Consider the following 25,650-nt stretch of genomic DNA (forward strand, 5'->3'; position numbering starts at 1 on the left):
GAGCGCCGCGTGCCCCGCACCCGCCGTCGGCGCCCTGTCCCGGAGGTGGTCGATGAGCTGGATCCGCGAGCCGAGCGACGACGAGCTGACCGAGGCCGCGGCCGCGGCCCGGGCGGCCGACGTGGCCCACCGCGGCTACGTGCCGAACTACAACCGCGTCTTCTCGCACCGTCCCGAGGTCTACGCGGCCTGGACCGCCCTGGCGGGCGCGATCAAGAACGGCATGGGGGTGCGCCGCTACGAGCTCGCGACCCTCGGCGCCGCCCTGCGCCTGCGCTCGAGCTACTGCGCGCTCGCGCACGGCCAGGTGCTCGCCGACCAGGTCCTCGACGCCGGCGTCGTGCGCGACGTCGCCCGCGGCGTGCCGGACGGACTGTCCGACGTCGACCGCGCGGTGGTGCGCCTCGCGGACCGGGTCGCGGCGGGGGCCGCGGACATGAGCCCGGACGACCTGACCGAGCTCCGCGAGCTCGGGCTGGACGACGCCGAGATCCTCGACGTCGTCCTCGCCGCCGCGGCGCGCTGCTTCTTCAGCACGGTGCTCGACGCCGTCGGCGTCGAGCCCGACGCCGCGTACGCGCGGCTCGAGCCGGGGCGGCGCGCCCCCCCCCCCCCCCGGGGGCCCCCCCCCCCCCCCGGGCCCAAGGGCGCGGGCGCCGCGAAGGCCGCCCCCGCACCGTGCCGGGCCCTGTCCGCCCGGCACGGTGCTGGTCGAGCTGCCGGTCCGGCGCTCGTCAGGAGCTGACGTCCGCCGTCGTGAAGCGGCTCCACGCGAGCGAGCCGAAGACGGCGACCCACGCGGCCTGCACCGCGAGGCCCGTACCGAGCACCCCCCAGTCGACCTCGACGCGCAGGAACTCCGCGAAGTCGAGCCAGTGGTGGGTGAGCAGGCCCGGGTGGATCGCCGCGAGCTGCGGCAGCGTGTCGAGCACGGCCGAGACGATCGCGACGACGACGGTCGCCGCCATGGCGCCGACGGGCACCTCGGTGAGCGTCGACAGGAACAGGCCGACGGCGACGAGGCCCGTGAGCGAGAGCGCGACGTACACCGCGACGCCCGCGATCCGCAGGATGCCGTCCGACAGCGGCACCGTGGTCCCCGACAGCAGCGTGACCTCGGTCAGCCCGAAGAACGCCGCCCCGACCACCAGCGCGACCACCGCGATCGCCATGACCGCCGACCCCACGAAGAGGAGCGTGGCCAGCGCCTTGGCGGCGAGCAGGCGGCCGCGCGAGACGGGCACCGCGAGCAGGTAGCGCAGCGTCCCGGCCTGCGCCTCGCCCGCGATCGCGTCCCCCGAGGCGATCCCCGTGGTCAGCGGCAGCAGGAACGGCAGGCACATGAACAGGGCGGCGACGACGAGGAAGAGGCCGTTGCCCGTGACCCGGCTGACGAAGCCCGGGCCCTGGCCGCCGAGGGCCGAGTCCTGCGTGACGAAGAGGACCGTGCCGAGCAGCAGCGGCACGAGCGAGAGCCCGACCAGCAGCGCGAGGTTGCGGCGCCGGCCGAAGACGAGGCGCAGCTCGCTGCGCAGCAGCCGGCCCCAGGCGCCGCGCACCCGCACGGGCCCGGGAGCCGCGGCGACCGCGGGCCGTGCGGCGGCGCCGAGCGCCGGGGCGTCAGCGAGCGACATCGAAGCCCTCCCCCGTGAGCGTGACGAACAGCTGCTCGAGGCTCGGCCGGCGCACCTCGAGGCCGGCGAGCGCGACGCCCGCCCCCACGAGCGCGGCCGCCACGGCCTCGGGTGGCGCCCCGAGCGCGGCCTCGAGCACCGCACCCCCGGCCACCGCGCCGTCGCGCGTGACGTCGGTCATGCCGAGGCCCGCGAGCACCGCCACCGCGCGCTCGGCGTCGCCGGCCGTCGTCGTGACGACGACGCGGGCGGGCCGCGCGTCCGTGAGCGCGCTGCGCTCGCCCTGCGCCAGCAGGCGGCCGCGGCTCATGATCCCGATGTGCGAGCACACCTGCTCGATCTCGGTGAGGAGGTGGGACGAGACGAGGACCGTCGTGCCCGCGTCGGCGAGCTCGCGCACGAGGTGGCGCACCTCCCGCGTGCCCTGCGGGTCGAGGCCGTTGGTCGGCTCGTCGAGCACGAGCAGGTCGCGCGGCCGCAGGAGCGCGGCGGCGAGCCCGAGCCGCTGCTTCATGCCGAGCGAGTACTGGCGGTACGGCTTGCGCGCCGCCGCGGCGAGGCCGACGCGCTCGAGCGCCTCGCCCGTGCGGCGCCGCGTCGTGCGTGGGTCGGCGGTGGCGTCGACGGCGTCGAGGCGGGCGAGGTTCGCGGCGCCGCTGAGGTACGGCTGGAACGCAGGCCCCTCGACGAGGACGCCGACGCGCGGGAGGACCCGGCCGCCGCCCCCGGGCATCGGCTCGCCGAGCAGCCAGGCGGCGCCGTCGGTGGGCCGGACGAGGCCGAGCAGCATGCGGATGGTCGTCGTCTTGCCCGAGCCGTTGGGCCCGAGGAAGCCGTAGACCGAGCCCCGCGGCACCTCGAGGGCGATCCCGTCGACGGCGACCTGGCCCGAGCGGAACCGCTTGGTCAGGCCCGACGTGCGCACGGCGAGGTCCACGTCGGTCAGCATGCCCGACGCGGGCCGCGACGCGGCCGAGGCCCGGGCGCCGACGACGTCGGCGTCCGGGCCCTGAGGGCCCTGGGGCCCCTGCAGGACCGTGGCCATCAGGCCAGGTCGCGCAGCGTGTCGGCGGGCACCGCGCCCACGAGCACGCGGCCGTCGGTGGTCACGAGCACGCTGAGCAGCGTCGAGGAGAGCAGCCGGCCCTCGGGCACGTCGGTCGTGAGCTGGTCGTACAGGGCCGTCGGGTCGAGGTCCATGCCACCCTCGCCGTCCGTGCCCTGGAACTCGCCCAGGAGCTCCTGCGCCTCGGGCGAGCCGATGGTGCGCTCGCCGTCGGGCACGGTCGCCAGGGCCGCGGGGTCGCCCGCCACGAGGGCCGCCACGTCGACGCCCGCGAGCTCGACGACGCGGTCCCAGCCGGTCCCGGTCACGGTGACGTCGGGGTGCGTGAGCGCGGCCTCGGGGTCGGCGGCGTCGAGGGCCGCGGCGTCGGGCGTCTCCGGCAGCGGCACGACGACGTCGCGCTGGCTCGCGCCGGCGGGCGGCGAGAACTCGAGGACGGCGTCGTCGGGGGCCGCGAAGGCGACGTCGGCGAAGCCGACCTCGAGCGCGGGCGCCGCGTCGTCCTGCGTGCTCCACACCTGGACGCGCAGGGGCGAGGACGTCTCGGCGTCGACGGCCACGACGACGCGGGCGACGAGCGTGCCCGTGCTGCGCGGGGTCACCACGAGCTGGTAGGCGCCACGCCCGGCGACGGTGGTCTCGGCGTCGACCGAGACCGTGGAGAACTCCTCGGCGCGGTCGAGCACCTGGGCGGCGGCCTCCTCGGGCGTGGGCAGGTCGCCCGCGACCTCGGGCGGCGTGCCCTGCTCGAGCTGCTCCTCGAGCGCGGCGTACCGCGCGGCGTCCGCGTCGCTCAGCGCGTAGTGGACGACCTCGTCGTCCTCGCTCGAGTACGTCCACGCCTCGGCGCCGTCGCGCACGACCGAGTACTCGGAGGTGGCGCCGAGCAGCGCGACGCGCGAGCGGTCCTCGCCGTCGCTCCACACGCGGAGGGTGGAGCTGCCGCCGAGCAGCGCGATCGGGTCGGCGCCGCCCGCCTCGGCGAACGGGATCTCGGGCAGGCCCAGGCGCGCCGTGTACACGACCGTGCCCGTGAGCGCCTGCGGCTCGGCCTGCGCGACGGCGGCCAGCAGCTGCTCGGCGGTGAGGTCCGGCAGGCCCTCGCCGCCCGCGGACGCGACGAGCGTCGGGCCGGCGAACGCCGCGGCAACGGCCGCGCCGACGGCGACGGGGACGGCCCACCGGCGGCGTGCGCTGCGGGTGGGCCCCGGGGTGGGGGCTGACGGGGTGGCGGTCTGCTCGCTCATGGGACCACTGTGCGCCGGGGCGCCTGAGAGCACGCTGAGAGCTGCCGGCGCCCGGCGCCCCGCCCGCCACGCGCGGCGGTGGCATGCTGCTCGCGTGCGCGTGCTGGTGGTCGACGACGAGCGGGGCCTGACCCGCGCGCTGCGGCGCGGCCTGGAGGCGGAGGGCTTCGCCGTCGACGTCGCCCACGACGGCGCGACGGGGCTCGAGCTCGCGACCGACACCGACTACGACGCGATCGTCCTCGACGTCATGCTCCCCCGCGGCAACGGCTACGACGTCGTCACCGCGCTGCGCGCGCGCGACGTGTGGACGCCCGTGCTCATGCTCAGCGCGAAGGACGGCGAGCACGACGTGGCGGACGGGCTCGACGTCGGCGCCGACGACTACCTCACGAAGCCCTTCTCGTTCGTGGTGCTCGTCGCGCGCCTGCGCGCGCTCGTCCGGCGCCCGGCCGGCGCGCGCCCCGCGGTACTCGTCGCGGGCGACCTCGAGCTCGACCCGTCCGCCCGCACGGTGACGCGCGGGGGTGCGCCCGTGGACCTCACGACGCGTGAGCTCGCGCTGCTCGAGTACCTCATGCGCCACGCGGGCCGGGTCGTCGGCAAGGTCGAGCTGCGCGACCACGTCTGGGACGGCACGGGCGAGGACCTCAACGTGGTCGAGGTCTACGTGGGCTACCTGCGGCGCAAGCTCGGCCGCGACGCGGTGACGACCGTCCGCGGCGCGGGCTACCGCATCGCCGGATGAGCGCCGCGTGAGCACCGCGGACGCGCGCGCCGGCGGGCCGGCGGCGCCCCGGCGCCGCCGACGGCTCTCGGTCCGCGCCCGGCTGACGCTGCTGACGTCGGGGCTGCTGTGCGTCACGCTCGCGGTCGGCGCCGTCGCCCTGACGACCGTCCTGTCGCGCAGCCGCGTCGCCCAGCTCGACGAGGCGGTGCGGGCGGGCGTGGCGACCGTCGCCCTGCTCGTCGCGGACGACCGCGTCCCGCCCGCGCTCCCCGTCGCCGAGGCCGGGCAGATCGCGCAGGTCCTCGACGCCTCGGGCCGCGTGCTCGCCTCCTCGGCGACGGCGAGCCGCACCCTGCCCGTGCTCCCCGTGGCCGAGGTGGACCGGCTCCTCGCCGCGGCGTCGTCCGGGGGCACCGGGGCCACCGACGGCACCGACGTGCACGTCGCGACGACCGACGCGAGCGCCTACGACGACGCCGCGCGCGTCGCCGTCGTGCCCGCGACGCTCGACGGCGCGCCCGTGCGCCTCGTCGTCACCGTGCCGCTCACGGAGGTGCAGGGGCTGCTCCGGGCCCTCGCCGTCGCGCTCGGCGGCGTGGTGCCGCTGCTCACCGCGCTGCTCGGCGCGGTCGTGTGGGTCGTGCTGGGGCGCGTGCTCGCGCCCGTCGAGGCGCTGCGTCGCGCGGCCGAGCAGGTCGCGCGCACGGGCGGCCCCGGCTCGCTCCCGGTGGTCCGCGCCGACGACGAGATAGGTGCGCTCGCGCGCACGCTCAACGAGATGCTCGACCGGCTCGAGGGCGCGGCGGCGCGGCAGCGCGCGTTCGTCGCCGACGCCGCCCACGAGCTGCGGTCGCCGCTCGCCGCGCTGCGGGCCGCGACCGACGTCGCGCGCGCGCACCCCGACGCGTACCCGCCGGACGAGCTCGCCGACGAGCTCGGCGCCGAGGTGCTGCGCATGCAGCACCTCGTCGACGACCTCCTGCTCCTCGCCCGCGTGGGCTCCGTGCCGGCCCGCCTCAGCGACGTCGACCTCACGCACGCGGTGGGCGAGGCGCTCGCGGTCGCGCGCGCCGCGGCGGAGGCGGCAGGCCGGCGCGTCGAGGTCACGGTGGACGTGCCGCCCGCGGGCGCCGGCGCGGTCGGCGACCCCGCCGCGGTGACCCGCGTCGTGCGCAACCTGCTCGACAACGCGCTGCGGCACGCGGGTGCGCACGTGCGCGTCACGGTCCGGCCGGGGCGCGTCGTGGTCGACGACGACGGGCCGGGCGTCGCGCCCGAGGACCGCGAGCGCGTGTTCGAGCGGTTCGTGCGCCTCGGCGCCGCGCGCGAGCGCGACTCGGGCGGCAGCGGCCTCGGGCTCGCGATCGCGCGCGAGGTCGCGCGGGAGAACGGCGGTGACGTCACGCTCGCCGAGGCCCCGGGCGGCGGCCTGCGCGCCGAGCTGACCCTGCCCGCGGCCGGGGCGGCGAGCCCGCCGGGGCACGGCTGACCGACAGCCCGTCGACACCCTGCGGTGCGCGGTGCCAGGATGCGCACACCCCGGCCGCGCGGCCGGCGACCATCCCGCCGGCGCGGAACGAGGCCCATGGACGTCACGGCGAGCCCGGACCCGCAGGACTCCGCCGTCGCCGCGAGCCGGCTCCCCGTCCCGGGTGGCGCGCGCGTCCGCGTCGCCTGACGCTGGGGCTGCGCGGCACGCGCGCCACGAGCAGGAGGAGGCGGGATGGGCGACGACCTCACCACGGGTGACCACGTCACCTGGAAGAGTCACGGGCAGACGGTCGAGGGCACGGTCGAGGAGAAGATCACCCACGACACCCACGCCGCCGGGCGCACCGTCCGGGCGTCGTCGGACGAACCGCAGTACCGCGTCCGCAGCGACGCGAGCGGCAAGGACGCGGTCCACAAGCCCTCGGCGCTGCACGAGGACTGAGTGGCTCGGCGCTCAGCCGCGCGGGCTGGGCTCGGCGCTCAGCCGCGCGGGCTGGGCTCGGCGCTCAGCCGCGCGGGCTGGGCTCGGCGCTCAGCCGCGCGGGCTGGGCTCGGCGCTCAGCCGCGCGGGCGGTAGCCCCGGAACCAGTCCACCTGCGCCACCTTCGGGTACGGCCCGGGGGGTGGCCCGTCGCCGTCCGGGAGGGCGTAGAGGTCGAGCATGACCTGCATCGGGTAGCCCGGGGACTGCTCGACGGTGCGCACGAGCTCGTCGTCGCAGAAGAAGCGCACGCGCTCCGGCGTCCACTCGGCGGCGTAGGTGTGCGGCTCACGCGCGTCGATCGCGAGCCGTGGTCGCGCGAAGTCGTCGACGAGCGCCGGGTCGGCGAAGGGGTGCACGCCCATCCCCACCCCCGCACCCTGGGCGTCGACGTCGCGGCCGAAGATCTCGACGACGCAGATCTCGCCCGACCGCTCGGGCCGGTCCTCGAACCCGATCAGCCACAGCGCGACCATGGCGTGCGGGTCGTCCGTCGCCCGCAGGCGGACCTCGACGAGACCGTGGTGCGGGGTCCACAGGCGCTGCTCCGCCTGCTCCTCGCGCACGACGACGTCCGGGTGGAAGCGGTGCTGGCCCACGGTCGAGCCGAGCGGTCCGGAGAAGACGCCCGTCTGCAGCGAGGAGACCCGCAGCTCGCCGTCGAGCTCCGGGCACCACGCGGGCTGGTCCGCGTCCACGCGAAGGAGCAGGCGCCCGCCGCCGACGTCGTACCTCGCCGCCGAGGCGGCGCGCGAGCTCCACTGCGGGAGGTAGTGCGGGAACCACAGGCCGGGGTCGAGGCGGTCTCCCTCGAAGGTGTCCTCGACCTCGAGCACGTAGGCCGAGCGGTCGAGCCGCCCACCGTTCACGGCGCGTCCGCGGCGGCGACCATCGACGCGTCGCCCGCGTCGGCCGCGTGCGCGTCGTCGTCCGCGTCGGCTGCGTCGCCCGTGCCGAGGACCTCGGTCGAGATCCGCAGCGCGGCGACGAGCTCGGCGTAGAGCTCGTCGGACGCGAGCAGCTCTGCGTGCGTGCCCGTCGCCCGGACGCGACCGGCCTCCAGGAGCACGATGAGGTCGGCGTCGACGACCGTCGACAGCCGGTGCGCGATCGTCACGACGGCGCCCTGGCCGGCGACGCGGCGGATGACCTCCTGGATCGCGAGCTCCGTGAGCCCGTCGAGCTGCGCGGTGGCCTCGTCGAGGAGGAGCACCTCCGGCGTGCGCACGACGGCGCGCGCGAGGGCGACCCGCTGACGCTCGCCGCCCGACAGGCTCGTGGCCGTGACCGGCGTGTCCAGCCCCTCGGGCAGGGCGCGCACGGTCGCCTCGAGCCGCACGGACCGCAGGGCCGACCACAGCTCCGCCTCGTCGGCCTCGGGGTGGCGGAAGAGCAGGTTGTCGCGCACCGACCCGGCGAGCAGCGGCGTCTCCTGCTCGACGTACCCCAGCCGCGCCCGCACCGTGTCGACGCTCAGCTCGTCGAAGGGGACGCCGTCGAGGAGGAGCGTGCCGGCGTCGGGGTCGACGAACCGCAGGACGAGCGAGAACGTCGACGTCTTGCCCGCGCCCGAGGGTCCGACGAGCGCGACGTGGCCGCGCCGCGGGACGACGAGGTCGAGCCCGTCGACCGCGGGCGCCGGTGCGCCGTCGTAGGTGAGCGTGACCCCGCGCAGCTCGAGCACCGGGGGCCCCTCCCCCGCGTCGCTCGGGTGCGGGCCCGCCACGAGCGTGCGCCCGGCGTGCACGTCCTCGGCGCGGACGTCCTCGGTCTCGCGGATCCGTGCCGCCGCGGCGACCCCGGACTGCAGCTGGGTGAACGTCTGGGTGAGCGTCGTGATGGGGTCGACGATCCCGAAGGCGTAGAGCAGGAACGCGACGAGCGTCGAGACCGCGAGCCCGCCCTGCTCGACGCGCCAGGCACCGATCCCGAGGATCGCGATGATCGCGAGCTGGATCCCCCCGCCCGCGACGGCCCACGCGGCGGCGGCCACCCACACCGCGCGGATGCTGAACCGCGCCGACTCCTGGGCCCGCGCGACCACCTCGGCGACCTGGCGGTCCTCGGCGCGGCTGGCCTTGACCGTGCGCAGCGCCCGCAGGCTGCCCTCGAGGACCGAGCCGAGCTCGCCGACCGCCTCCTGCGCCCGCCGCTGCGCCGCGCCGATCCTCGGCATGAGGACGCCCATGAGGACGCCCACGACGACGATCGCGACGAGCGTGCTCAGCAGCAGCTGCACGTCGAGGACGGCCATGAGCAGCACGGTGCCGACGAGCGAGACGACGCCGTTGACCAGCAGGACGGCGCTCGACGACGCGGCCTCGCGCAGCAGCACCGTGTCCGACGTCACGCGCGTGACGAGCTCCCCCGGCGTCCGCCGCTGCACGTCGCCGAGCCGGCCGCGCAGGAACCGGTCGACCAGCGAGGTCCGCGCGTCGAGCACGATGTGCTCCGCGAGCCGGCCGAGGAGGACCCACTGCGCCAGGCCGGTCGCCATCGAGAGCACGACGAGCGCCAGGAGCAGCGCGACCGGCCCCGCCATCGACGCGCCGGTGCCCACCGTGTCGAGCACGCGCTTGACCGCGAGCGGGCTCGCGAGCGACGCGGCCGTGGTGCCGAGCCCGAGGACGATCCCGACACCGACGACCCGCCGGTGCGGTCGGACGAAGCCCCACAGGACGCGCAGGTTCTCCCACCGCAGCGGGACCCGGCCCGCCTCCTCCGACGCCGTCATGCCGCCGAGTCGACCACGGCCGTGGCACCGTGGTCGACGGTGTTCGCCCTCGGCGTGCGCCCGTCAGTGCCCGACAGCCGGCACCTCCGCGGCGGCGTCGTGCTCGCCCTGCCCGTCGTCCACCGGGCCGTGCGCGCCCCCGCCGGACGCGCGGACCGCGAACGCCGCGGGGATCGCCAGCAGCGTGATGACCGCCCCCACGACGAACGCCGCGTGCACGCCGCCCGCCGTCGCCTCGACGACGTCCGCGCCGCGGTCGGTGAGGGCCGCCCCCTGCGCGGTCATCACCGTGACGAACAGGGCCGTCCCCGCCGCGCCGGCGACCTGCTGCACGGTGCCGACGACGGCGCTGCCGTGCGAGTACAGCCGCGGCGGGAGCGAGCCGAGCGACGCCGTGAACAGCGGCGTGAACATGAGCGCGAGGCCGGCGCTGAGCACCACGTGGGCCACGAGCAGCAGCCACGCGGGGCTGCCGACGCCGAGGGTCGTGAGCAGCCAGGCTGCGGCGCTCACCACGACGGTGCCCGGCACGAGCAGCACGCGCGGGCCGAAGCGGTCGTAGGCGCGCCCCACCGACGGCGCGACGAGGCCCATGAGCAGGCCGCCCGGCAGCAGGAGGAGCCCCGTCTGGAGTGCCTCGAGCCCGAGCACGGACTGCGCGTAGATGGGCAGCAGGATGATCGTGCCGAAGAGGGCCATCATGCTGATCGCCATGAGGCCGACTGCCACCGCGAAGGTCGGCGAGCGGAACGTCCGCAGGTCGAGCAGCGCGGCGTCGGAACGCTGGAGCCAGATCTGGCGTGCGACGAAGAGCGAGAGGCCCGCGGCGCCGGCGACGATCGGCGCCCAGGCCGAGACGAGGCCGCCGGCCTCGCCGGACGCCTCGCCGAACCGGCTCAGGCCGTAGACGACGCCGCCGAAGCCGATCGCGGAGAGCAGGACCGAGCCGACGTCGACCCGGGCGTACCGCGGCTCGGTGAGGTTCTGCAGGCGCAGCGCGCCGAGCGCGAGCGAGGCGAGCGCGATCGGCAGGACGAGGCCGAAGAGCCAGCGCCAGTCGAGGACGCTGAGGACGAGCCCCGAGAGGGTCGGGCCGAGGGCGGGCGCGACCGAGATGACCACGCTGATGTTGCCCATCGTGCGGCCGCGCGTCGCGGGCGGCGTCACGGTCATGACCGTCGTCATGAGCAGGGGCAGCATGATCGCGGTGCCGCTCGCCTGGACCACGCGGCCGGCGAGGAGCACGACGAATCCGGGCGCGAGCGCGCAGACGAGCGTGCCGAGGCTGAAGAGCCCCATGGCGGCGACGAAGGTCGCGCGGGTCGTCGTGCGCTGGATGACGAAGCCGGTCACGGGGATGACGACCGCCATCGTCAGCATGAAGGCCGCGGTGACCCACTGCGCCGTGCTCGCGGTGATGTCGAGGTCCGCCATGAGGTGCGGCAGGGCCACGCCCATGACCGTCTCGTTGAGGATGACGACGAACGTCGAGATGAGCAGGAGGACGACGGCACGGCGGTCGCGCGGCGTCATCCGGTCGGGTGCGCCGGGCCCGGGCCGGTCGGCTGCCGGTCTCTCGGGCACTCGGGTGTCACGGTCGGTCACGGGGCTCCCCACGTCGGTGCTGGTGCTGGTACTCCCGGGCTGACCCGGGACGGCGGCCGAACTCATCGGCAGTCGTCGGCAGTCGTCGGGACTGCGCGGCACCCGCCGACCCGTGCGGGTCGCGGTGCCGCCGGCGACGCACGGCTGACGCGGGCTGCCTGCCGCGGTCGTCGACCAGTCTGGTCGCGACCACCGACACGGGTCGACCGGTTTGTCACGGTCGCGCGTCTGCCGTGGGCGGATGCGCGTCGGCGTGTCGCGCGACGCCGCGGCGTCGACCACGATGGGAGCGGGTGCCGACGGAGGGGGACGCATGGCGAGGCTCGTCACGGCCGCGAGGTCGGTCACCGGACCGCACCGCGCGGACAACCAGGACTCCGTCGGGTGCGGCCCACGGTTCGCGTTCGTCGCCGACGGCGTCGGCGGCCACGCGGGCGGCGACGTCGCCTCGTGGACCGTGACGCACCGCCTCATGGCCGCGCTCGGGACGCGCGACCTCGCGCGCCTGGGTGCCGACGACCTGCGCGAGCTGGTCGCCGTGGCGAACGCGGACCTCGCGCTGCGCGTGGGCCGGGAGCCGTCGCTGCGCGGCATGGCGACCACTTTCACGGGACTCTTCTGCGCGGAGGACGAGGTCCGCGTCGCCCACATCGGCGACTCGCGCGCCTACCTCGTGCGCGACGGAGAGGGCCGTCGGGTCACGCGCGACGACTCCCTCGTCCAGGCCCTCGTGGACCAGGGGGTGGTCGACCCGCGCGACGCGCGCGAGCACCCGCACCGCAACGTCATCCTCCGCTCGCTGTCGGGCGACCGGGCCGACGCGGCGGGCGTCACGGTCCTCGACGTCGACGCCGCGCCGGGCGACCGTTGGCTGCTCGCGAGCGACGGGCTCACCGACTACGTGCCGGAGGACGAGCTCCTCGCGCTGCTGACCGGCGCCGCGACGCCCGACGACGCGGCGGAGGCCCTGGTGCGCGCCGCGCTCGACGCGGACGCGCACGACAACGTGAGCGTCGCGGTGTGCGACGTCGCGACCGGGGACCCTGCACCGGGCGAGCGCCCGCGCTACCTCGGCGCCGCGGCCGACGAGTCCCAGGGGTACGTCGGCCCGCTCGCGCGGGAGGATGTCGATCCGGGCGCCGGCCGTTCGTCTGAGGGGTGAGGGCCGGCGACAGCGCCGGCCCACGACCTCGGGAGGCCACCATGGGCACCTACCTCATCGCCGTCTACGAGCCCGCCGGACCGCCGCCGCCGGCCGAGTTCCTCGAGCCGGTCATGCGTGCCGTCGAGGCGGTCGACCAGGAGATCCGGGCCGCCGGCCAGTGGGTCTTCGCGGGCGGCCTGCACGACCCGAGCACGGCGACGGTCCTGCGCGCCCAGGACGGCGACGTCGTCCTCACGGACGGGCCCTTCGCCGAGGTCAAGGAGCACCTCGGCGGGTTCACGATCGTCGACGTCCCCGACCTCGACGCCGCGCTCGGGTGGGGTCGGCGCATCGCGACCGCCACGGGCCTGCCGATCGAGGTCCGGCCCTTCCGCTGGTGACCGACCCGCTCGTGACCGACGTCGAGGACGCGTTCCGGCGCGAGTACGGCCGCGCCGTCGCCGTGCTGGTGCGCGTCCTCGGCGACATCGGCCTCGCCGAGGAGGCCGTGCAGGACGCGTTCACCGTCGCCGTCGAGCGCTGGCCCCGCGAGGGCACGCCGCCGAGCCCTGCGGGCTGGATCCTCACGACCGCCCGGCGTCGCGCGATCGACCGGCTGCGTCGCGAGGGGTCGCGGGACCGGCGCCACGCCGAGGCCGCCCTGCTGCACGCGCCGTCCGAGCCCGAGGAGGTGGGTCCCGTGCACGACGACCGCCTGCGGCTCGTCTTCACGTGCTGCCACCCCGCGCTCTCCCCGCCCGCGCAGGTCGCGCTCACGCTGCGCCTCCTCGGTGGCCTGACGACCACAGAGATCGCCCACGCGTTCCTGGTCCCCGAGGCCACCGTCGCCCAGCGCGTCGTGCGCGCCAAGGCGAAGATCCGCGACGCGCGCATCCCCTACCGCGTGCCGTCCGACGCGGACCTGCCCGACCGGCTGCCGGCGGTGCTCGCCGTCGTCTACCTCGTCTTCACGCAGGGCCACACCGCGACGACCGGCGAGGGCGGCCCGCGCACCGACCTCAGCGCGGAGGCGATCCGCCTCGCCCGGCTGCTCGCCGAGCTCATGCCGGACGAGCCCGAGGTGCTCGGCCTCCTCGCGCTGCTCCTGCTCACGGACGCGCGCCGGCCCGCGCGGACCGGGCCCGACGGCGCGCCCGTGCCCCTCGCGGAGCAGGACCGCACGCGGTGGGACCAGGGCGCGCTCGAGGAGGGTCGCGCGCTGCTGCGGGCGTGCCTGCGCCGCGGGCGACCGGGGCCGTACCAGCTGCAGTCGGCCGTCGCCGCGGTGCACGCCGACGCCGCGACCGTCGAGGAGACCGACTGGGCGCAGGTGCTGCGCGTCTACGACCACCTGCTCGCGCTCACGCCCACGCCCGTCGTGGCGCTCAACCGGGCGGTCGCCCTGGCCGAGGTCGCCGGTCCCGCGGCGGCGCTCGACGTCGTCGACGCGCTCGGGCTGGGCGACCACCCCGCGCGGCACGCCGTGCGCGCGGACCTCCTGCGGCGCCTGGGCCGGGCCGCCGAGGCCGAGGCCGCGTACGCGGACGCGGCGCGCACCGCCCTGACGCCCGCGGACCGCGCGCTCGTCGAGCGTGCGCGCCACCGGCGCTCCGCCACCCGGCCCGACGCTCAGCCGGGCAGCGGCTCGTAGCTCTCGCCGTGCTGCCCGGCGAGGCCCACCGGCACGCCGTCGAGCGCGACGACGAACCGGTGCCCGACGTCGGTCCCCGCGGGCAGGCGCGCGGCGACATGGGGCAGGACGGCGGCTCCCTCGTTGCTCAGCCACCGCACGCCGCGCCGCTCGCGCGCACCCGCCATCGCGGCCGCGACGGCGGCGCGGCGGTCGACCGGCAGGTACGCGAGCACGGCGCTGTGCAGGACGACCGGGGTCGCACCCGCCGGCAGGAGGTCGAGGACGTCGTCGAGGCGGTCGAGGAGGTCGCCGGCGACGAGCGTCGGCGGGTCCGCGGCGACGACCCCGGCCGCGGCGGCCAGGCGGGCGCGACGCTCGTCGTGCTCGGGCCAGACGAGCGCCTCGAGCCAGGCGAGGTCCGCCGGGTCGCCGACGTCGAGGGGGTGCAGGTCGATCCCGACGCGCGCGACGACGTCGGGCAGCGCGACCCGGGGCGGCGGCGCGCCGCCCGTGACCCGGCACGGGAGCACGACGGGCGCGCCCGGGTCCCCGAGCCGCGCCGTGGTGCCGTCGTCCGCCGTGTACGCGTACGCGTAGCGGTCGGGGTAGAGGCACAGGCCGGCCGAGGCGCCGACCTCGACGAGCGCCACCGGGCGGCCGGCCCCGGCGACGCGGGTGAGCGCCGGGAGCAGGACGGCGCAGCGGCCCGCCTCGTTGGTCTGCGTCGTCCGGCTGCGGGCGACGGCGGCGACGCGCGGCCACGCGTCGAGCAGCCACGGGCGCAGCACCTCCCAGGGCCCGTCGGGTGCGCCCGAGGCCCGCGCGGCCGCGAGCACGAGGTTCGGCTGGCGGCGGTCGCGCGGGAGGCCGTCGACGCGAGCGAGGACCTCGGCGTCGCGCGAGATCGCGCGCGACCACGCGGCGTACGTCGGCGAGCTGCCCGCCGCCTGCTCGGCGAACGCGGCGTACCACGCCGCGGTGCCCGGGACGGCGTCGGTGGGCTGCACGCGCCGAGCCTAGGCACCCGGGTGCAGGGCGTCGGCGAGCCGGTCGAGCAGCGCGGCCTGCGCCGCGACGACCACGCCTCGCGCCTCGGCGAGCGGCCACCACCGCACGCGGTCCAGCTCGGCGAACGTGACCCGTCGCCCGGACCGCGGCGGCCACTCGACCTCGACCGTGCTGCGGTCGGCGCCGAGGCGGGTCACGTCGAGGTCGGCCTCCCGCGCCCAGGCGTGGACCACCTTGCCGGCCTTCTGCCGGACGTCCCCGAGGTCGGTCTCCGGGCCGTCGGGGGCGGGCACGCCGAGCTCCTCGGCGAACTCGCGCAGGGCGGCCTCGTGCAGGGACTCGTCGGGCAGCGGCTCGCCCTTGGGGATCGTCCAGGCGCCCGCCTCCCGACGGGCCCAGAACGGCCCGCCCATGTGGCCGAGCAGCACCTCGACGCCGTCCGCGCCGCGGCGGTGCAGCAGGAGCCCGCCGCTGGACCTCCCGGCCACGCGTCAGACGACGTCGCGCCGGTCGCCGGTCGCGTCGTGACGGTCCGCGGCGAGGTGGTCGCCGGTCGCGTCGTGACGGTCCGTCGCGACGTGGTCGCCGTGCGCGCCGTCCCGCGGGTCGCCCGCGGCGGGCACCGCGTCCGGCGCCCCGTGACGGCCCGCACGCGCGCCGTCGGGGTCGAGCTCGTCCGCCCGGCGCAGGCGCTCGTCGACCTCGGCGCGCGCCTCCTGCGCCTTCTCGGTGCGCTCGCGCGCCTCGGCCTGCAGGCGCGCCGCCTCGGCCGCGCGCTCGTCGGCCTCGGCCTGCGCGAGGCGCGCCTCGGCGTCGGCGCGGGCAGCGGCGGCCTCGCGCTCCTGCACCTCGATGCGGTCGGCCTCGGCCTTCTCGCGCAGCACGCGCGCCTCCTCGCGCCGCGCGACGGCGGCCTTGGCGCGGCGCCCGCGCAGGAGGACCACGAGGAGCACGAGCACCACCACCACCACGGCGGCGATGACGACCCAGGTCTGCGTGCTGTCGTCCATGACGTCTCCTCCTGTGACCGGCGACCCCTGCCGCCCGATTCGACCCCTGCGTGATCAGGACCGCAACCGGAGGCGGTCCCGGACCCGGTGCGCGAGCACGGCCGCGCCCATCGCCGCGGCCCCTGCGGGCAGGGCGACGGCGGCGACCCACCGGTGGTCGTGCCGGCGCCAGCCGTCCGCGACCGGTTCCGCGCCCGTGGCCGACGACGGCGCGAGGACGTTGCGGTCCCGCGGCACGGCCGGGCGTCGGCGCAGCCCGCCGAGCCGGACGGCGGGACCGACGAGCCGACCGTACGCCCCCGGGAGCAGGTGGTGCAGTGTCACGGCCACCCGCTGCGTGCGGGCGACGACCACCTCGGGGCGCGGCCGGTCGACCAGGTCGAGCACCGCCCGGACGACCCGCCGCGGGTCGGTGACCGGCGGCAGGGGGCGGATCTCGCGCGGCGTGCGCACCGCCGCGTGCCGGTAGATCGGCGTGTCGACGGTCCCGGGGAGCACGGTGCAGACGTGGATGCCCGGCGCGTCGCGGAGCTCGTAGCGCAGCACCTCGGCGAACCCCGTGAGCCCCCACTTGGCGGCGACGTACGGGGCGACGTAGGGCGCGCTGAGCCGCCCGTGGAGCGACGAGACGACGACGAGCACCCCGCTCCCCTGCCGCCGGAACACCGGCAGCACCGCCCGCGCGCCGTGCACCTGGCCGAGCAGCGTCGTCGCCACGACCTGGTCGAAGACCTCGCGCGGGGTGTCCTCGAACCGGGCATGGCTCCACACCGCGGCGGCGCCCACCCACGCGTCGACCCGCCCGAACGTCGCGACGGCGGCGTCCGCGAGGGCCTGCACCTGGTCGGCGTCGGACACGTCCGTCGGCACCACGAGCGCGCGGGCACCGCGACGCCGGCACTCGGCCGCGACCTCCTCGAGCGCCGCGACGCCGCGCGCGGCGAGCACGACGTCGGCCCCGCGCTCCGCGAACGCGCGCGCGACGCCCCGTCCGATCCCGCTCGACGCCCCCGTGACCACGACGACCTGAGGGCGGGGGCGGGGCGGCGACGGGGGGCTCACGCCGCCATCGTCGCCCCGCTGCCGTCCAGCCGCAGGTCGGGGTGGTCCTGCTGCTCGGGGGCCGGGGCGGCTCAGCCCAGGTGACGCTCCGCGGGCCCCGCGTACCGGCTGAGCGGCCGGATGAGCGCGTTGGCCGCGCGCTGCTCGGCCACGTGCGCCGTCCACCCCACGACGCGGCTCGCGACGAACAGCGGGGTGAAGGTCGCCGTGTCGAAGCCCATGAGGTGGTACGCCGGGCCGGACGGGTAGTCGAGGTTCGGCAGGATCCCCTTGCGCTCGGCCATGGCGCGCTCGAGCGCGTCGTACAGCGCCGCGACGTCCTGCCGGTCGGTGTGCGCGACGAGCCGGTCGAGCGCGGCCTTCATCGTGGGGACGCGCGAGTCGCCGTGCTTGTAGACGCGGTGGCCGAAGCCCATGATCTTGCGCTTGGCCGCGAGCGCCTCGTCGAGCCACGCCGCGGCGCGGTCGGCGTCGCCGATCTCGGCGAACGTCTCCATGACGGCCTCGTTCGCGCCGCCGTGCAACGGGCCCTTGAGCGCGCCGATCGCCGCGACCACGGCCGAGTGCAGGTCGGCGAGCGTCGACGTGACCACGCGCGCGGTGAACGTCGAGGCGTTGAAGGAGTGCTCGGCGTAGAGGACGAGCGAGACCCGGAACGCGTCCAGGACGACGTCGTCGGGCACGTCGCCGAAGGTCATGTGGAGGAAGTTCGCGGCGTAGTCGAGGTCGGCGCGGGGCTCGACGAGGTCCTCGCCGCGGCGCCGCCGCTGGTCGTAGGCGATGACCGCGGGCAGCCGGGCGAACAGCCGCAGCGAGGCGTCCGCGAGCGCGGCGCGGTCGGTCACGTCCTCGTGCGGCTCGTGCGCGCCCATGACGCTCACGGCGGTCCGCAGGACGTCCATGGGGTGGGCCGACGTCGGCAGCGCGTCCACGACCGCGCGGACGTGCGGCTCGAGCGCACGGTGCGCGCGCTCGGTGTCGACGAGCGCGGCCAGCTGGGCCGCGTCCGGCAGCTCGCCGTGCCACAGGAGGTGCGCGACCTCCTCGACGGAGCAGCCGCGCGCGAGCTCCTGGACCGGGTAGCCGCGGTAGAGCAGCGAGCTGCTGACCTGGTCGACGGCCGAGACCTCGGTGGTGTCGACGACGATGCCGACGAGCCCCTTGTGGACGGGGCGCTGGTCCTTGGGCAGGGCGGTCTCGGCGGAGGCCGCCGAGGGCGCCGCGGTGGTGGGCTCGTCGGGCTGGGTGGGCTGGTCGGGCTGGTTCATGATCGCTCCCTTGCGTCATGCGGGTCGGGTCGGTGCGCGCTCACCCCTGCGGCGCGGCGTGCCCCGTGGAGGTGAAGACGGTCTCGTCGAAGCGGCTGTAGCCCGCGTAGTCGAGCAGCTCGTACAGGCGCGTGCGGGTCTGCATCGTCGGGACCTCCGGCTCGAGGGTGCCCTCGGCGACGAGCGTGTCGAGCGCGCGCTCGGCGGCGCCCATGGCGATCCGCAGCAGCGACACGGGGTAGATGACGATCCGCACGCCCGCGTCGGCGAGCTGCCGCGTCGTGAGGAGCTGCGACCGCCCGAACTCGGTCATGTTCGCGAGCACCGGCACGTCGACGGCGCGGCACACCGCCTCGAGCTCACGCGCGTCGGCCATGGCCTCGGGGAAGACGGCGTCGGCCCCCGCGTCGACGAGCGCGCGCACGCGGTCGACGGCGGCGTCGAGGCCCTCGACCGCGCGGACGTCGGTGCGCGCCATGACGAGCAGGTCCGGGTCGCGGCGCGCGTCGACCGCCGCCCGGATGCGCCGCTCGGCGGTCGCGAGGTCGACCACCTGCTTGCCGTCGAGGTGCCCGCAGCGCTTGGGGTTGACCTGGTCCTCGATGTGCAGGCCGGCCACGCCGGCGTCCTCGAGGACCTGGACGGTGCGGGCGACGTTCATGGGCTCGCCGAACCCGGTGTCGGCGTCGACCAGCACGGGCAGGTCGGTCGTGCGCGCGATCTGCGCGCTGCGCCCGGCGACCTCGGTGAGCGTCGTGAGCCCGATGTCGGGCAGGCCGAGCTCCGCCGAGAGGACGGCGCCCGAGACGTAGACCCCCTCGAGGCCCTTGCCCTGGATGAGCCGCGCCGACAGCGGGTTGAAGGCCCCCGGGAAGCGCAGGAGCCCGCCGTCGGCGAGGCGCCGACGCAGGGTCGCGCGCTTCGCGGCGGGCGTGGTCGTGGAGTGGAGCATCAGAAGATCCCCTCGGGCGGCGTGCCGTCGAGCTGGTCGCGCGGCGCGGTGAGCGTCAGGCCGCCGAGCTCGGCCGCGGTGAGCTCGGGCAGGCGCTCGGCGAGGGCGAGGAAGCGGTCCACCTCGGCGTCCGGCACGACGCCCTCGGCCATGGTGCGGAGCTTCGCGACGTACTGCGCCCGGCCGAACGGCCGCGCGCCGAGCGGGTGCGCGTCGGCGACCGCGATCTCCTCGACCACGCGCGTGCCGCCGGTGAGCACGGCCTCGACGCGCGCGCCGAACGCCTTCTGCGCGGGGTCGCTCGAGTGGTAGCGCCGCGTCCACTCGGTGTCCTCGCGCGTGCTGACCTTGCGCCACAGCGCCACCGTGTCGGGCCGCGCCGCGCGCTCGGGCGCGTAGGAGTCGACGTGGTGCCACCGGCCGTCCTGGAGCGCGACGGCGAAGATGTAGGGCACGGAGTGGTCGAGGGTCTCGCGCGTCGCCGTCGGGTCGTACTTCTGCGGGTCGTTCGAGCCGGAGCCAATGACGTGGTGCGTGTGGTGGCTGGTGTGGAGCACGATCTCGACGACGCGGTCGGGGTCGGCGAGCTCGGGCCGCTCGTGGTGCAGGCGCCGCGCGAGGTCGATGAGCGCCTGCGACTGGTACTCGGCGGAGTGCTCCTTGGTGTACGTCTCGAGGATCGACCGGCACGGCTCGCCGGGCGACGGCAGGACGACGTCGTACGCGGCCTCGGGCCCGTCCAGCAGCCAGGCGAGGACGCCGTCCTCGCCCTCGTAGATCGGCGTCGGCGACGTCTGCCCGCGCATCGCGCGGTCGACCGCCTCGACCGCGACCTTGCCCGCGAACGCGGGCGCGTAGGCCTTCCAGGTCGAGATCTCGCCCTTGCGGGACTGCCGCGTCGCCGTCGTGGTGTGCAGCGCCTGGCCGACGGCGTGGAACGTGACCTCGCGCGGGAGGCCGAGGAGGGAGCCGAGCGCGGTCGCGGCGGACGGTCCGAGGTGCGCGACGTGGTCGATGCGGTGCTTGTGCAGGCTGATCGCCCGGACGAGCGCGACCTGGACCTCGTAGCCGGTCGCGATCGCGCGGACGACGTCGGCGCCGGTGAGCCCGCGCCGGTCGGCGAGGTGCTGCGCGACGGCGAGCACGGGCGGGATGTTGTCGCCCGGGTGGGAGTAGTCGGCCGCGAGGTAGGTGTCGTGGTGGTCGAGCTCGCGCACGGCGACGCCGTTCGCCCACGCCGCCCACTCGGGGCTGACGCGCTCGTGACGCCCCAGCCCGACGACGGTCGCGCCGGGCCGGTAGGGGTGCGCGAGCGCCTGCGCACGCGCGGCGACCACGGGGGCCCGCGCGACCGACGCGATCGCGACCGAGGCGTCGTCGACGACGCGGTTGACGACCATGTCGACGACGTCGTCGGGCAGGCCGGGCCGGTCGGCCGCCAGCTCCGCGAAGGCCCACGCGAGCTGGCGCTCGCGCGGGAGCCGGTCCGCGCTCGGGTGGACGCGGACGTGGTGGGTCTTCATCGAGCTGCCTCCAGGCTGGTGAGGACGTTGGCGAGGGCGAGCCGCAGGTGGACGGCGGTCGCGTGGACCGCGAGGACCTCGTCGCGGTCCGCGATGGCCTCCGCGATGAGCCGGTGCTCCCCCGCCGCCGCGCGCAGCCGCTCGGGGTTGTCGGCCGCGAGGCGTCGGGCGCGCGCGACGTGGGTGCGCAGGGCGGCCAGGGCGGAGCGCAGGTAGGGGCTGTCGGTGGCCTCGTCGACCGCGGCGTCGAGCTCGGCGACGAGGCCGTAGTAGCCGGGTCCGTGCGGGTCGGTCGGGTCGCCCGGCCGGGGCGGTGTCACCGTCGCGAACCGGTGCGCGAGGGCGCTGAAGACCTCGGGGCGGCAGCGGCGCGCCGCCAGGCGCGCCGCCTGCGTCTCGAGCGCCTCACGCAGCTCGAACAGCCGGACGACGTCGGCCGCCTGGATGTCGGAGACGGCGAGCGTGCGGCCGCGGCCGACGACCGCGAGCCCGTCGGCACGCAGGCGGCTCAGGGCCTCGCGGACCGGGGTGCGCGAGACGCCCCACCGCTCGGCCTGGTCGACCTCGCTCAGCTCGGTGCCGGGGCGGAGGCGTCCGGCCACGATCTCCTCGCGGAGGGCCTCGTAGACCCGGTCACCGGCGCGCACGGCCCGAGCGTACGTCGCTGAGGGCGCTTCTGTATACAACCGCGCCGCCATCGCGACCGCACGGTGCGCGCGCACGCACGATCCGTACCGCGCCTGGATACATCCGCCGTTCGCCGATGGGCTTCGGTGGGCGCCCCTACGATCTTGGAGCAGGCCGTCGGCGCCCAGCCGGCGGCGGACCAGGGGGCTGACGTGGGACGAGTGGGGGCGCCGCGCGCGCGGGGCGGGTGGCGGGGCCGGGTCGCGAGGGCGGTCGCCGCCGGGACGGCGGCCGGGGTCGTCGCCGCGGCACTCACGGCGTGCACGCCGGCCGACCCCGAGCCGGACGCGGCCCTCGCCGCCCTCGCCGAGGGCCTCGCGTCGGGCGACCTGTCCGACGTCCCCCTGCACGGGACTAGCGCCGAGGACGCCACCGCCCAGCTCGCCGCGGCCGTCGCGGGCCTCGCCCCGCGGGTGCCGACCATCGAGGTCGGCGCGATCACCGTCGACGACGAGGCCGGCACCGCGACCGCGCAGCTCGCGCACACGTGGCCCCTCGAGCCTGCGAGCGCGGGCACCGAGGGCAGCGAGGGCGCCGAGGGCAGCGCGGAGGACCCCGCCGAGGACGAGGACGGCACGGCGACGGCCGGTCCGTCGGACACCGAGAGCGACACCGAGAGCGACACCGACCCCGCCGACCCTGCCGACCCCGCGGGCGGCAGCCCCGCCCCGGGGGTCGCGGGCGAGGCGTGGACGTACTCGACCACCGCGCGGCTCACGCTGGTCGAGCGCGAGTGGCTCGTGGACTGGTCGACCTTCGTCATCGCACCCGACCTGCGCGAGACCGAGACCCTGAGCGTCCGGCGGGACGCCCCGGCGGAACGCGCGACGGTGCTCGGCTCGGCGGGCGCCGAGGTGCTCGTCGAGGCGCGCGAGGTGGTCCGCCTCGGGTTCGACAAGACGCGCGTGGACCCCGCCGCCCAGCCGGCGGCCGCCCAGGCGATGGCGGAGCTGCTCGGGCTCGACCCGGCCGAGTTCGCCGCGCGCGTCGCGGCCGCGGGCGAGAAGGCGTTCGTCGAGGGGCTCGTCGTCCGGACGGCTGCGCCCGCCGTCTCGCTCGAGGACTTCGGGCAGCTCGACGGCGCCAACGCCGTGCCGGACGTGCTGCCCCTCGGGCCGAGCCGCCGGTTCGCCCGCGAGGTGCTGGGCACGGCCGGGCCCGCGACGGCCGAGGTCATCGAGGCGTCCGCAGGCGCCGTGGTCGCCGGCGACGTCGTCGGGCTCTCGGGCCTCCAACGGCAGTACGACGCGCAGCTGCGCGGGCTGCCGGGCCTCTCCGTGCTCGCGACGGCGTCCGACACCCAGCAGGAGCGCGTGCTCTTCTCCCGGCCGCCGGTCGCGGGCGAGCCGCTGGTGACGACGATCGCCACGCCGTTCCAGGAGGCCGCCGACTCGGTGCTCGCCGACGTGCCGGTGGCCGCGTCGATCGTCGCGGTGCGCCCCTCGACCGGGGCCGTCGTGGCCGTCGCGAACGGGCCGGGCAGCGGCGGCTGGTCGGGCGCGACCCTCGGCACGTACGCACCGGGCTCGGTCTTCAAGGTGGTCAGCGCCCTCGCGCTCCTGCGCGCCGGGCTCACGCCGGACAGCCCGGTCGAGTGCAGCGACGGGATCACGGTGGAGGGCCGCCGGTTCGACAACGTGCCCGGCTATCCGGCCGAGGCGCTCGGCAGCGTGCCGCTGCGCACCGCCTTCGCCCACTCGTGCAACGCCGCGTTCATCGCGCTGCGGGACCAGGCGCCGCCCGAGGCCCTCGCCCAGGCGGCTGCGTCGCTCGGGCTCGGGGTCGAGCAGGACCTCGGGTTCGCGCGCTTCGCGGGCGCCGTCCCGCTGGACTCCACGGGGACCGACCACGCCGCCGCGATGATCGGTCAGGGGCGCGTCCAGGCCTCGCCGCTCGCGATGGCCACGGTCGCGGCGTCCGTCGCGGCCGGGCGGACGGTCACGCCGTGGCTCGTCGGCGCCCAGGCGCCGCCGGCGACGAGCGACGCGCCACCGCTCACGGCCGACGAGGCCGCCGCCCTGCGCGACCTCATGCGCGCCGTGGTCACCGACGGCGGCGGGTCGGCGCTCGCGGACGTCCCGGGCGGCGACGTCCTCGCCAAGACCGGCACGGCCCAGTTCCAGGCCGACGACGGGCTGCGCAACCACGCGTGGATGATTGGCGTGCAGGGCGACCTCGCGGTCGCGGTGTTCGTCGAGGACGGCGAGTCCGGGGCCGCGACCGCCGGCCCCCTGCTCGCTGACTTCCTCGCGCTCGCGCCGGAGTAGAGCCGGAGTAGAGCCGGACTAGACAGGGAGGCCCCCAGAGCCGGAGCTCCGCGGCGCCCCGAGCCCTCGGGCCGGCGCCGGGCTCAGCGCCCGCGCAGCCGGTCGATCTCGCGCCGCTCGCGCTTGGTCGGCCGTCCCGCGCCGCGGTCGCGCACGGCCGCGAGCGCCTCGCGCGGCGGGGGCGGCGGGGTGCGGTCCACCAGGCACGCCGGGACGAGCGCTGCGCCGACGCGCTTCTCGACCGCGAGCCGCACGTCGACCACCCGCTCGAGGCCCTCGCCCCGGACGCGCACCTCGTCGCCGGGCCGGACGGTCGTCGCGGGCTTCGCGCGCTCGCCGTTGACCTTGACGTGCCCCGCGCGGCACGCGGCCGCGGCGAGCGCGCGCGTCCGGAAGAGGCGCACCGCCCACGCCCACCGGTCGACGCGGGTGCTCGCGGGCGCGGGGGGCAGCCGCGGCGCGGGCGAGGCGGCGTCGGGCGCGCCACCGCTCGAGCCCACCCCGACGGCGCCGGGCGCACCACCGCCCGAGCCCACCCCGACGGCGCCGGGCGCACCACCGCCCGAGCCCACTCCCACCGCGCCGGGCGCGGGCACGGTCTCGGCCGTGCCCCAGGCCTCAGATGCCGGATCGGTCATCGTCCCCTCCGGACGCACGCGTGGGCGGGGGGGCCCCAGGGCACCCCCCCCCCCCAGTGGCGCGCCCCCCCGGGCCGCCGGGGGGGGGGGGGGGCCGCCCCCCCCCCCCCCCACGCTAGTCGCGCGCCCGCGCGGGCTCGCGTCACGTGATCAGCGGACCAGGCTGAAGCCACCCGTCCAGTCGATCGTCGAGCCGGCCGCGAGCGTCAGCTGGAGGAAGCCGAGCGCCTCGAGCTCGCGCGCGCGCTTGAGCGCGCCCGCGTCCACCGCCTCGAGCCCGCCACCACGCACGACGTCGGCGACCACGGCCTTGGCGTCGGCGTCGTCGCCCGCGATGAGGACGGTCGTCGTCGCGTCGCCGATGCTGCGCGTGGCGAGCGTCCCGGCGAAGGTCGTGTTGAACGCCTTGAGGACCCGCGCGTCGGGCACCTGCGCCTGGATCTGCGCCGCGGCCGAGCCGTCGGCCGGCACGACGAGCGCGTCGAACGTGCTGAAGTCGAGCGGGTTCGTCGGGTCGACGACGACCTTGCCCGCGAGCGCGGGCCCGTAGGTGCCGAGCACCTCGGCCACGGCCGGGTACGGCACGGCCAGCACGACGACGTCGCCCGTGATCGCGTCACCGACGACGCCCGCCGCCGCACCCGAGGCCGTCGCGGCCTGCTGCGTCCGCTCGAGGTCGCGCGCCAGCAGCTGGACCTGGTTCCCGCCCGCGGCGGCGATGCCGGCGACGGCCTGGCCGATGTTCCCTGCCCCGATGATGGTGATCGCGGTCATGACGTCTCCTCGTGAGATATGGTTGAAGCAACAACCATGACCCTAGATGCGTATAGTTGTTCTGTCAACTATGGGAGGAACGGATGCCGACCGACACGCGGTGGCTCACCAGGACCGAGCTCGTCGCCTGGCTGCGCCTCCAGGCCGTCATCGAGCTGCTCCCGGGCGCGCTCGACACCCAGCTCCGGCGGGATGCGGACCTCACGCACTACGAGTACCTGCTGCTCGCGATGCTCTCCGAGGCGCCCGGCCGCGTGCTGCGGATGTCCCACCTCGCCTCCGCGACGAACGCGACGCTCCCGCGCCTCTCGCACGTGGTGACGCGGCTCGAGAAGGACGGCCTCGTCACGCGCGAGCCCGACCCGGCGGACCGTCGCGCCACGCTCGCGCGGCTCACGGAGGACGGCTGGGCGAAGGTCGTCGCGAGCGCGCCCGGGCACGTCGCCGAGGTCCGCCGGCTCGTCATGGACGTGCTCACGCCCGAGCAGGTGGACCAGCTCTCGACCATCACGCTGGCCCTCGTGCGCAGCCTCGACCCCGGCCGCCGCCTCTACCACCTCGACGACTGACCACCGCCCCCGAGGTCGCTGGTCCGCGGCGAGGGGGGGGGGGGGGGGCCCCCCCCCCCCCCGGGGCCCCCCCCCCCCCCGGGGGGGGGCGGGGGGGGGGGGGGGGGGGGGGGGGGGGGCGGGGTCG

The 25,650-nt window shown here is 77.0% G+C and carries 25 protein-coding genes; 9 read left to right on the top strand and 16 right to left on the bottom strand.

All coding sequences use genetic code 11. The features are described 5' to 3' along the window. The first annotated feature begins 52 nt into the window (after nt 1-52). Nucleotides 53-745: a carboxymuconolactone decarboxylase family protein gene (locus JIG38_RS03245; protein ID WP_199422169.1), complete on the top strand. Its 693-nt coding sequence runs from the start codon at nt 53-55 to the stop codon at nt 743-745. Here JIG38_RS03245 and JIG38_RS03250 read toward each other — a convergent pair. The 3 genes from JIG38_RS03250 to JIG38_RS03260 form a co-directional block, all read right to left on the bottom strand. Next, nucleotides 735-1,634 (bottom strand): ABC transporter permease, encoded by a 900-nt coding sequence (locus JIG38_RS03250; RefSeq protein ID WP_199422171.1) that lies wholly within the window; start codon nt 1,632-1,634, stop codon nt 735-737. The two genes, JIG38_RS03245 and JIG38_RS03250, sit on opposite strands and share 11 nt — an antisense overlap. Beyond that, nucleotides 1,621-2,583 (bottom strand): ABC transporter ATP-binding protein, encoded by a 963-nt coding sequence (locus JIG38_RS03255; protein ID WP_199422245.1) that lies wholly within the window; start codon nt 2,581-2,583, stop codon nt 1,621-1,623. The genes JIG38_RS03250 and JIG38_RS03255 overlap by 14 nt, the downstream gene beginning before the upstream one ends. A gap of 95 nt (nt 2,584-2,678) precedes the next feature. Next, on the bottom strand, nt 2,679-3,947 hold the full coding sequence (locus tag JIG38_RS03260; protein WP_199422173.1) for a LolA family protein: 1,269 nt from the start codon (nt 3,945-3,947) through the stop codon (nt 2,679-2,681). Nucleotides 3,948-4,041: 94 nt separating this feature from the next. Here JIG38_RS03260 and JIG38_RS03265 point away from each other — a divergent pair, with 94 nt between their 5' ends. The 3 genes from JIG38_RS03265 to JIG38_RS03275 all read left to right on the top strand — a co-directional run bounded on the left by JIG38_RS03265 (nt 4,042) and on the right by JIG38_RS03275 (nt 6,610). Next, nucleotides 4,042-4,695: a response regulator transcription factor gene (locus JIG38_RS03265; RefSeq protein ID WP_199422175.1), complete on the top strand. Its 654-nt coding sequence runs from the start codon at nt 4,042-4,044 to the stop codon at nt 4,693-4,695. Between the two features lie 7 nt (nt 4,696-4,702). Beyond that, nucleotides 4,703-6,166 (top strand): sensor histidine kinase, encoded by a 1,464-nt coding sequence (locus JIG38_RS03270; RefSeq protein WP_199422177.1) that lies wholly within the window; start codon nt 4,703-4,705, stop codon nt 6,164-6,166. 234 nt (nt 6,167-6,400) lie between these two features. Further along, entirely contained in the window at nt 6,401-6,610 is a 210-nt protein-coding gene (locus tag JIG38_RS03275) for a hypervirulence associated TUDOR domain-containing protein (protein WP_199422179.1), read from the top strand. 116 nt (nt 6,611-6,726) lie between these two features. Here the strand turns inward: JIG38_RS03275 and JIG38_RS20880 are convergent, their stop codons facing one another. The 3 genes from JIG38_RS20880 to JIG38_RS03290 all read right to left on the bottom strand — a co-directional run bounded on the left by JIG38_RS20880 (nt 6,727) and on the right by JIG38_RS03290 (nt 10,916). Continuing rightward, nucleotides 6,727-7,518, bottom strand: a complete 792-nt coding sequence (locus JIG38_RS20880; protein WP_199422181.1) for a glycoside hydrolase family 16 protein — start codon at nt 7,516-7,518, stop codon at nt 6,727-6,729. Beyond that, nucleotides 7,515-9,383, bottom strand: coding sequence for an ABC transporter ATP-binding protein (locus JIG38_RS03285; RefSeq protein WP_199422183.1), 1,869 nt, complete (start codon nt 9,381-9,383; stop codon nt 7,515-7,517). The genes JIG38_RS20880 and JIG38_RS03285 overlap by 4 nt, the downstream gene beginning before the upstream one ends. Before the next feature lie 63 nt (nt 9,384-9,446). After that, the gene (locus JIG38_RS03290) at nt 9,447-10,916 is read right to left on the bottom strand and encodes an MDR family MFS transporter (protein WP_199422185.1); all 1,470 of its coding nucleotides are present in this window, start codon (nt 10,914-10,916) and stop codon (nt 9,447-9,449) included. Between the two features lie 385 nt (nt 10,917-11,301). Between JIG38_RS03290 and JIG38_RS03295 the strand changes: the two genes are divergently transcribed. From JIG38_RS03295 to JIG38_RS03305, 3 genes are read left to right on the top strand one after another with little or no spacing between them, the layout of a single operon-like run. After that, entirely contained in the window at nt 11,302-12,150 is an 849-nt protein-coding gene (locus JIG38_RS03295) for a PP2C family protein-serine/threonine phosphatase (protein WP_199422187.1), read from the top strand. A 41-nt stretch (nt 12,151-12,191) separates the two neighbouring features. Then, nucleotides 12,192-12,533 carry a YciI family protein gene (locus JIG38_RS03300; protein ID WP_199422189.1) on the top strand — a complete coding sequence of 114 codons (342 nt, stop codon included), beginning with the start codon at nt 12,192-12,194 and terminating at the stop codon, nt 12,531-12,533. Then, nucleotides 12,527-13,783: an RNA polymerase sigma factor gene (locus JIG38_RS03305; RefSeq protein WP_199422247.1), complete on the top strand. Its 1,257-nt coding sequence runs from the start codon at nt 12,527-12,529 to the stop codon at nt 13,781-13,783. Before JIG38_RS03300 ends, JIG38_RS03305 begins: the two co-directional genes overlap by 7 nt. Here the strand turns inward: JIG38_RS03305 and JIG38_RS03310 are convergent. The 8 genes from JIG38_RS03310 to JIG38_RS03345 form a co-directional block, all read right to left on the bottom strand. Further along, on the bottom strand, nt 13,762-14,772 hold the full coding sequence (locus JIG38_RS03310; RefSeq protein ID WP_199422191.1) for a DUF2332 domain-containing protein: 1,011 nt from the start codon (nt 14,770-14,772) through the stop codon (nt 13,762-13,764). The genes JIG38_RS03305 and JIG38_RS03310 overlap by 22 nt on opposite strands. A 9-nt stretch (nt 14,773-14,781) precedes the next feature. Continuing rightward, nucleotides 14,782-15,261 carry an NUDIX hydrolase gene (locus JIG38_RS03315; RefSeq protein WP_307844529.1) on the bottom strand — a complete coding sequence of 160 codons (480 nt, stop codon included), beginning with the start codon at nt 15,259-15,261 and terminating at the stop codon, nt 14,782-14,784. Nucleotides 15,262-15,264: 3 nt separating this feature from the next. Continuing rightward, the gene (locus JIG38_RS03320; protein ID WP_199422193.1) at nt 15,265-15,783 is read right to left on the bottom strand and encodes a hypothetical protein; all 519 of its coding nucleotides are present in this window, start codon (nt 15,781-15,783) and stop codon (nt 15,265-15,267) included. A gap of 54 nt (nt 15,784-15,837) precedes the next feature. Beyond that, nucleotides 15,838-16,845 (bottom strand): SDR family NAD(P)-dependent oxidoreductase, encoded by a 1,008-nt coding sequence (locus JIG38_RS03325; RefSeq protein ID WP_199422195.1) that lies wholly within the window; start codon nt 16,843-16,845, stop codon nt 15,838-15,840. Between the two features lie 71 nt (nt 16,846-16,916). Continuing rightward, nucleotides 16,917-18,035 carry a bifunctional 2-methylcitrate synthase/citrate synthase gene (locus JIG38_RS03330; RefSeq protein WP_372419740.1) on the bottom strand — a complete coding sequence of 373 codons (1,119 nt, stop codon included), beginning with the start codon at nt 18,033-18,035 and terminating at the stop codon, nt 16,917-16,919. Nucleotides 18,036-18,153: 118 nt separating this feature from the next. Further along, complete coding sequence (prpB, locus tag JIG38_RS03335) at nt 18,154-19,065, bottom strand: methylisocitrate lyase (RefSeq protein ID WP_199422199.1); 912 nt, start codon at nt 19,063-19,065, stop codon at nt 18,154-18,156. After that, nucleotides 19,065-20,588, bottom strand: a complete 1,524-nt coding sequence (locus tag JIG38_RS03340; RefSeq protein ID WP_199422201.1) for an MmgE/PrpD family protein — start codon at nt 20,586-20,588, stop codon at nt 19,065-19,067. Before JIG38_RS03340 ends, prpB begins: the two co-directional genes overlap by 1 nt. Next, nucleotides 20,585-21,235: a GntR family transcriptional regulator gene (locus JIG38_RS03345; protein ID WP_199422203.1), complete on the bottom strand. Its 651-nt coding sequence runs from the start codon at nt 21,233-21,235 to the stop codon at nt 20,585-20,587. Before JIG38_RS03345 ends, JIG38_RS03340 begins: the two co-directional genes overlap by 4 nt. A gap of 192 nt (nt 21,236-21,427) precedes the next feature. Between JIG38_RS03345 and JIG38_RS03350 the strand changes: the two genes are divergently transcribed. After that, the gene (locus JIG38_RS03350; RefSeq protein WP_307844530.1) at nt 21,428-23,542 is read left to right on the top strand and encodes a penicillin-binding transpeptidase domain-containing protein; all 2,115 of its coding nucleotides are present in this window, start codon (nt 21,428-21,430) and stop codon (nt 23,540-23,542) included. An 83-nt stretch (nt 23,543-23,625) separates the two neighbouring features. On the opposite strand, the gene JIG38_RS03355 is transcribed toward JIG38_RS03350, so the two are convergent. Both JIG38_RS03355 and JIG38_RS03360 read right to left on the bottom strand, forming a co-directional pair. Further along, complete coding sequence (locus JIG38_RS03355; RefSeq protein ID WP_233404402.1) at nt 23,626-23,994, bottom strand: RNA-binding S4 domain-containing protein; 369 nt, start codon at nt 23,992-23,994, stop codon at nt 23,626-23,628. A 336-nt stretch (nt 23,995-24,330) separates the two neighbouring features. Then, a complete protein-coding gene (locus tag JIG38_RS03360; protein ID WP_199422207.1) occupies nt 24,331-24,954 on the bottom strand; it encodes an NADPH-dependent F420 reductase in 624 nt (207 codons plus the stop codon). 83 nt (nt 24,955-25,037) lie between these two features. Between JIG38_RS03360 and JIG38_RS03365 the strand changes: the two genes are divergently transcribed. Next, nucleotides 25,038-25,523 (top strand): MarR family winged helix-turn-helix transcriptional regulator, encoded by a 486-nt coding sequence (locus JIG38_RS03365; RefSeq protein ID WP_199422209.1) that lies wholly within the window; start codon nt 25,038-25,040, stop codon nt 25,521-25,523. Nucleotides 25,524-25,650 lie beyond the last annotated feature (127 nt).

This window comes from Actinotalea solisilvae, assembly GCF_016464425.1.
In the GTDB taxonomy this organism is placed as follows: Bacteria; Actinomycetota; Actinomycetes; order Actinomycetales; family Cellulomonadaceae; genus Actinotalea; species Actinotalea solisilvae.

Bases quoted from the DNA above. Each gene is read 5' to 3' on its own strand.
- JIG38_RS03255 (WP_199422245.1), bottom strand. From the start codon at position 2,583: ATGCTGACCGACGTGGACCTCGCCGTGCGCACGTCGGGCCTGACCAAG.
- JIG38_RS03360 (WP_199422207.1), bottom strand. From the start codon at position 24,954: ATGACCGCGATCACCATCATCGGGGCAGGGAACATCGGCCAGGCCGTC.
- JIG38_RS03300 (WP_199422189.1), top strand. From the start codon at position 12,192: ATGGGCACCTACCTCATCGCCGTCTACGAGCCCGCCGGACCGCCGCCG.
- JIG38_RS03245 (WP_199422169.1), top strand. From the start codon at position 53: ATGAGCTGGATCCGCGAGCCGAGCGACGACGAGCTGACCGAGGCCGCG.
- JIG38_RS03340 (WP_199422201.1), bottom strand. From the start codon at position 20,588: ATGAAGACCCACCACGTCCGCGTCCACCCGAGCGCGGACCGGCTCCCG.
- JIG38_RS03320 (WP_199422193.1), bottom strand. From the start codon at position 15,783: ATGGACGACAGCACGCAGACCTGGGTCGTCATCGCCGCCGTGGTGGTG.
- JIG38_RS03365 (WP_199422209.1), top strand. From the start codon at position 25,038: ATGCCGACCGACACGCGGTGGCTCACCAGGACCGAGCTCGTCGCCTGG.
- prpB (WP_199422199.1), bottom strand. From the start codon at position 19,065: ATGCTCCACTCCACGACCACGCCCGCCGCGAAGCGCGCGACCCTGCGT.
- JIG38_RS03295 (WP_199422187.1), top strand. From the start codon at position 11,302: ATGGCGAGGCTCGTCACGGCCGCGAGGTCGGTCACCGGACCGCACCGC.
- JIG38_RS03275 (WP_199422179.1), top strand. From the start codon at position 6,401: ATGGGCGACGACCTCACCACGGGTGACCACGTCACCTGGAAGAGTCAC.
- JIG38_RS03260 (WP_199422173.1), bottom strand. From the start codon at position 3,947: ATGAGCGAGCAGACCGCCACCCCGTCAGCCCCCACCCCGGGGCCCACC.
- JIG38_RS03250 (WP_199422171.1), bottom strand. From the start codon at position 1,634: ATGTCGCTCGCTGACGCCCCGGCGCTCGGCGCCGCCGCACGGCCCGCG.
- JIG38_RS03285 (WP_199422183.1), bottom strand. From the start codon at position 9,383: ATGACGGCGTCGGAGGAGGCGGGCCGGGTCCCGCTGCGGTGGGAGAAC.
- JIG38_RS03290 (WP_199422185.1), bottom strand. From the start codon at position 10,916: ATGACGCCGCGCGACCGCCGTGCCGTCGTCCTCCTGCTCATCTCGACG.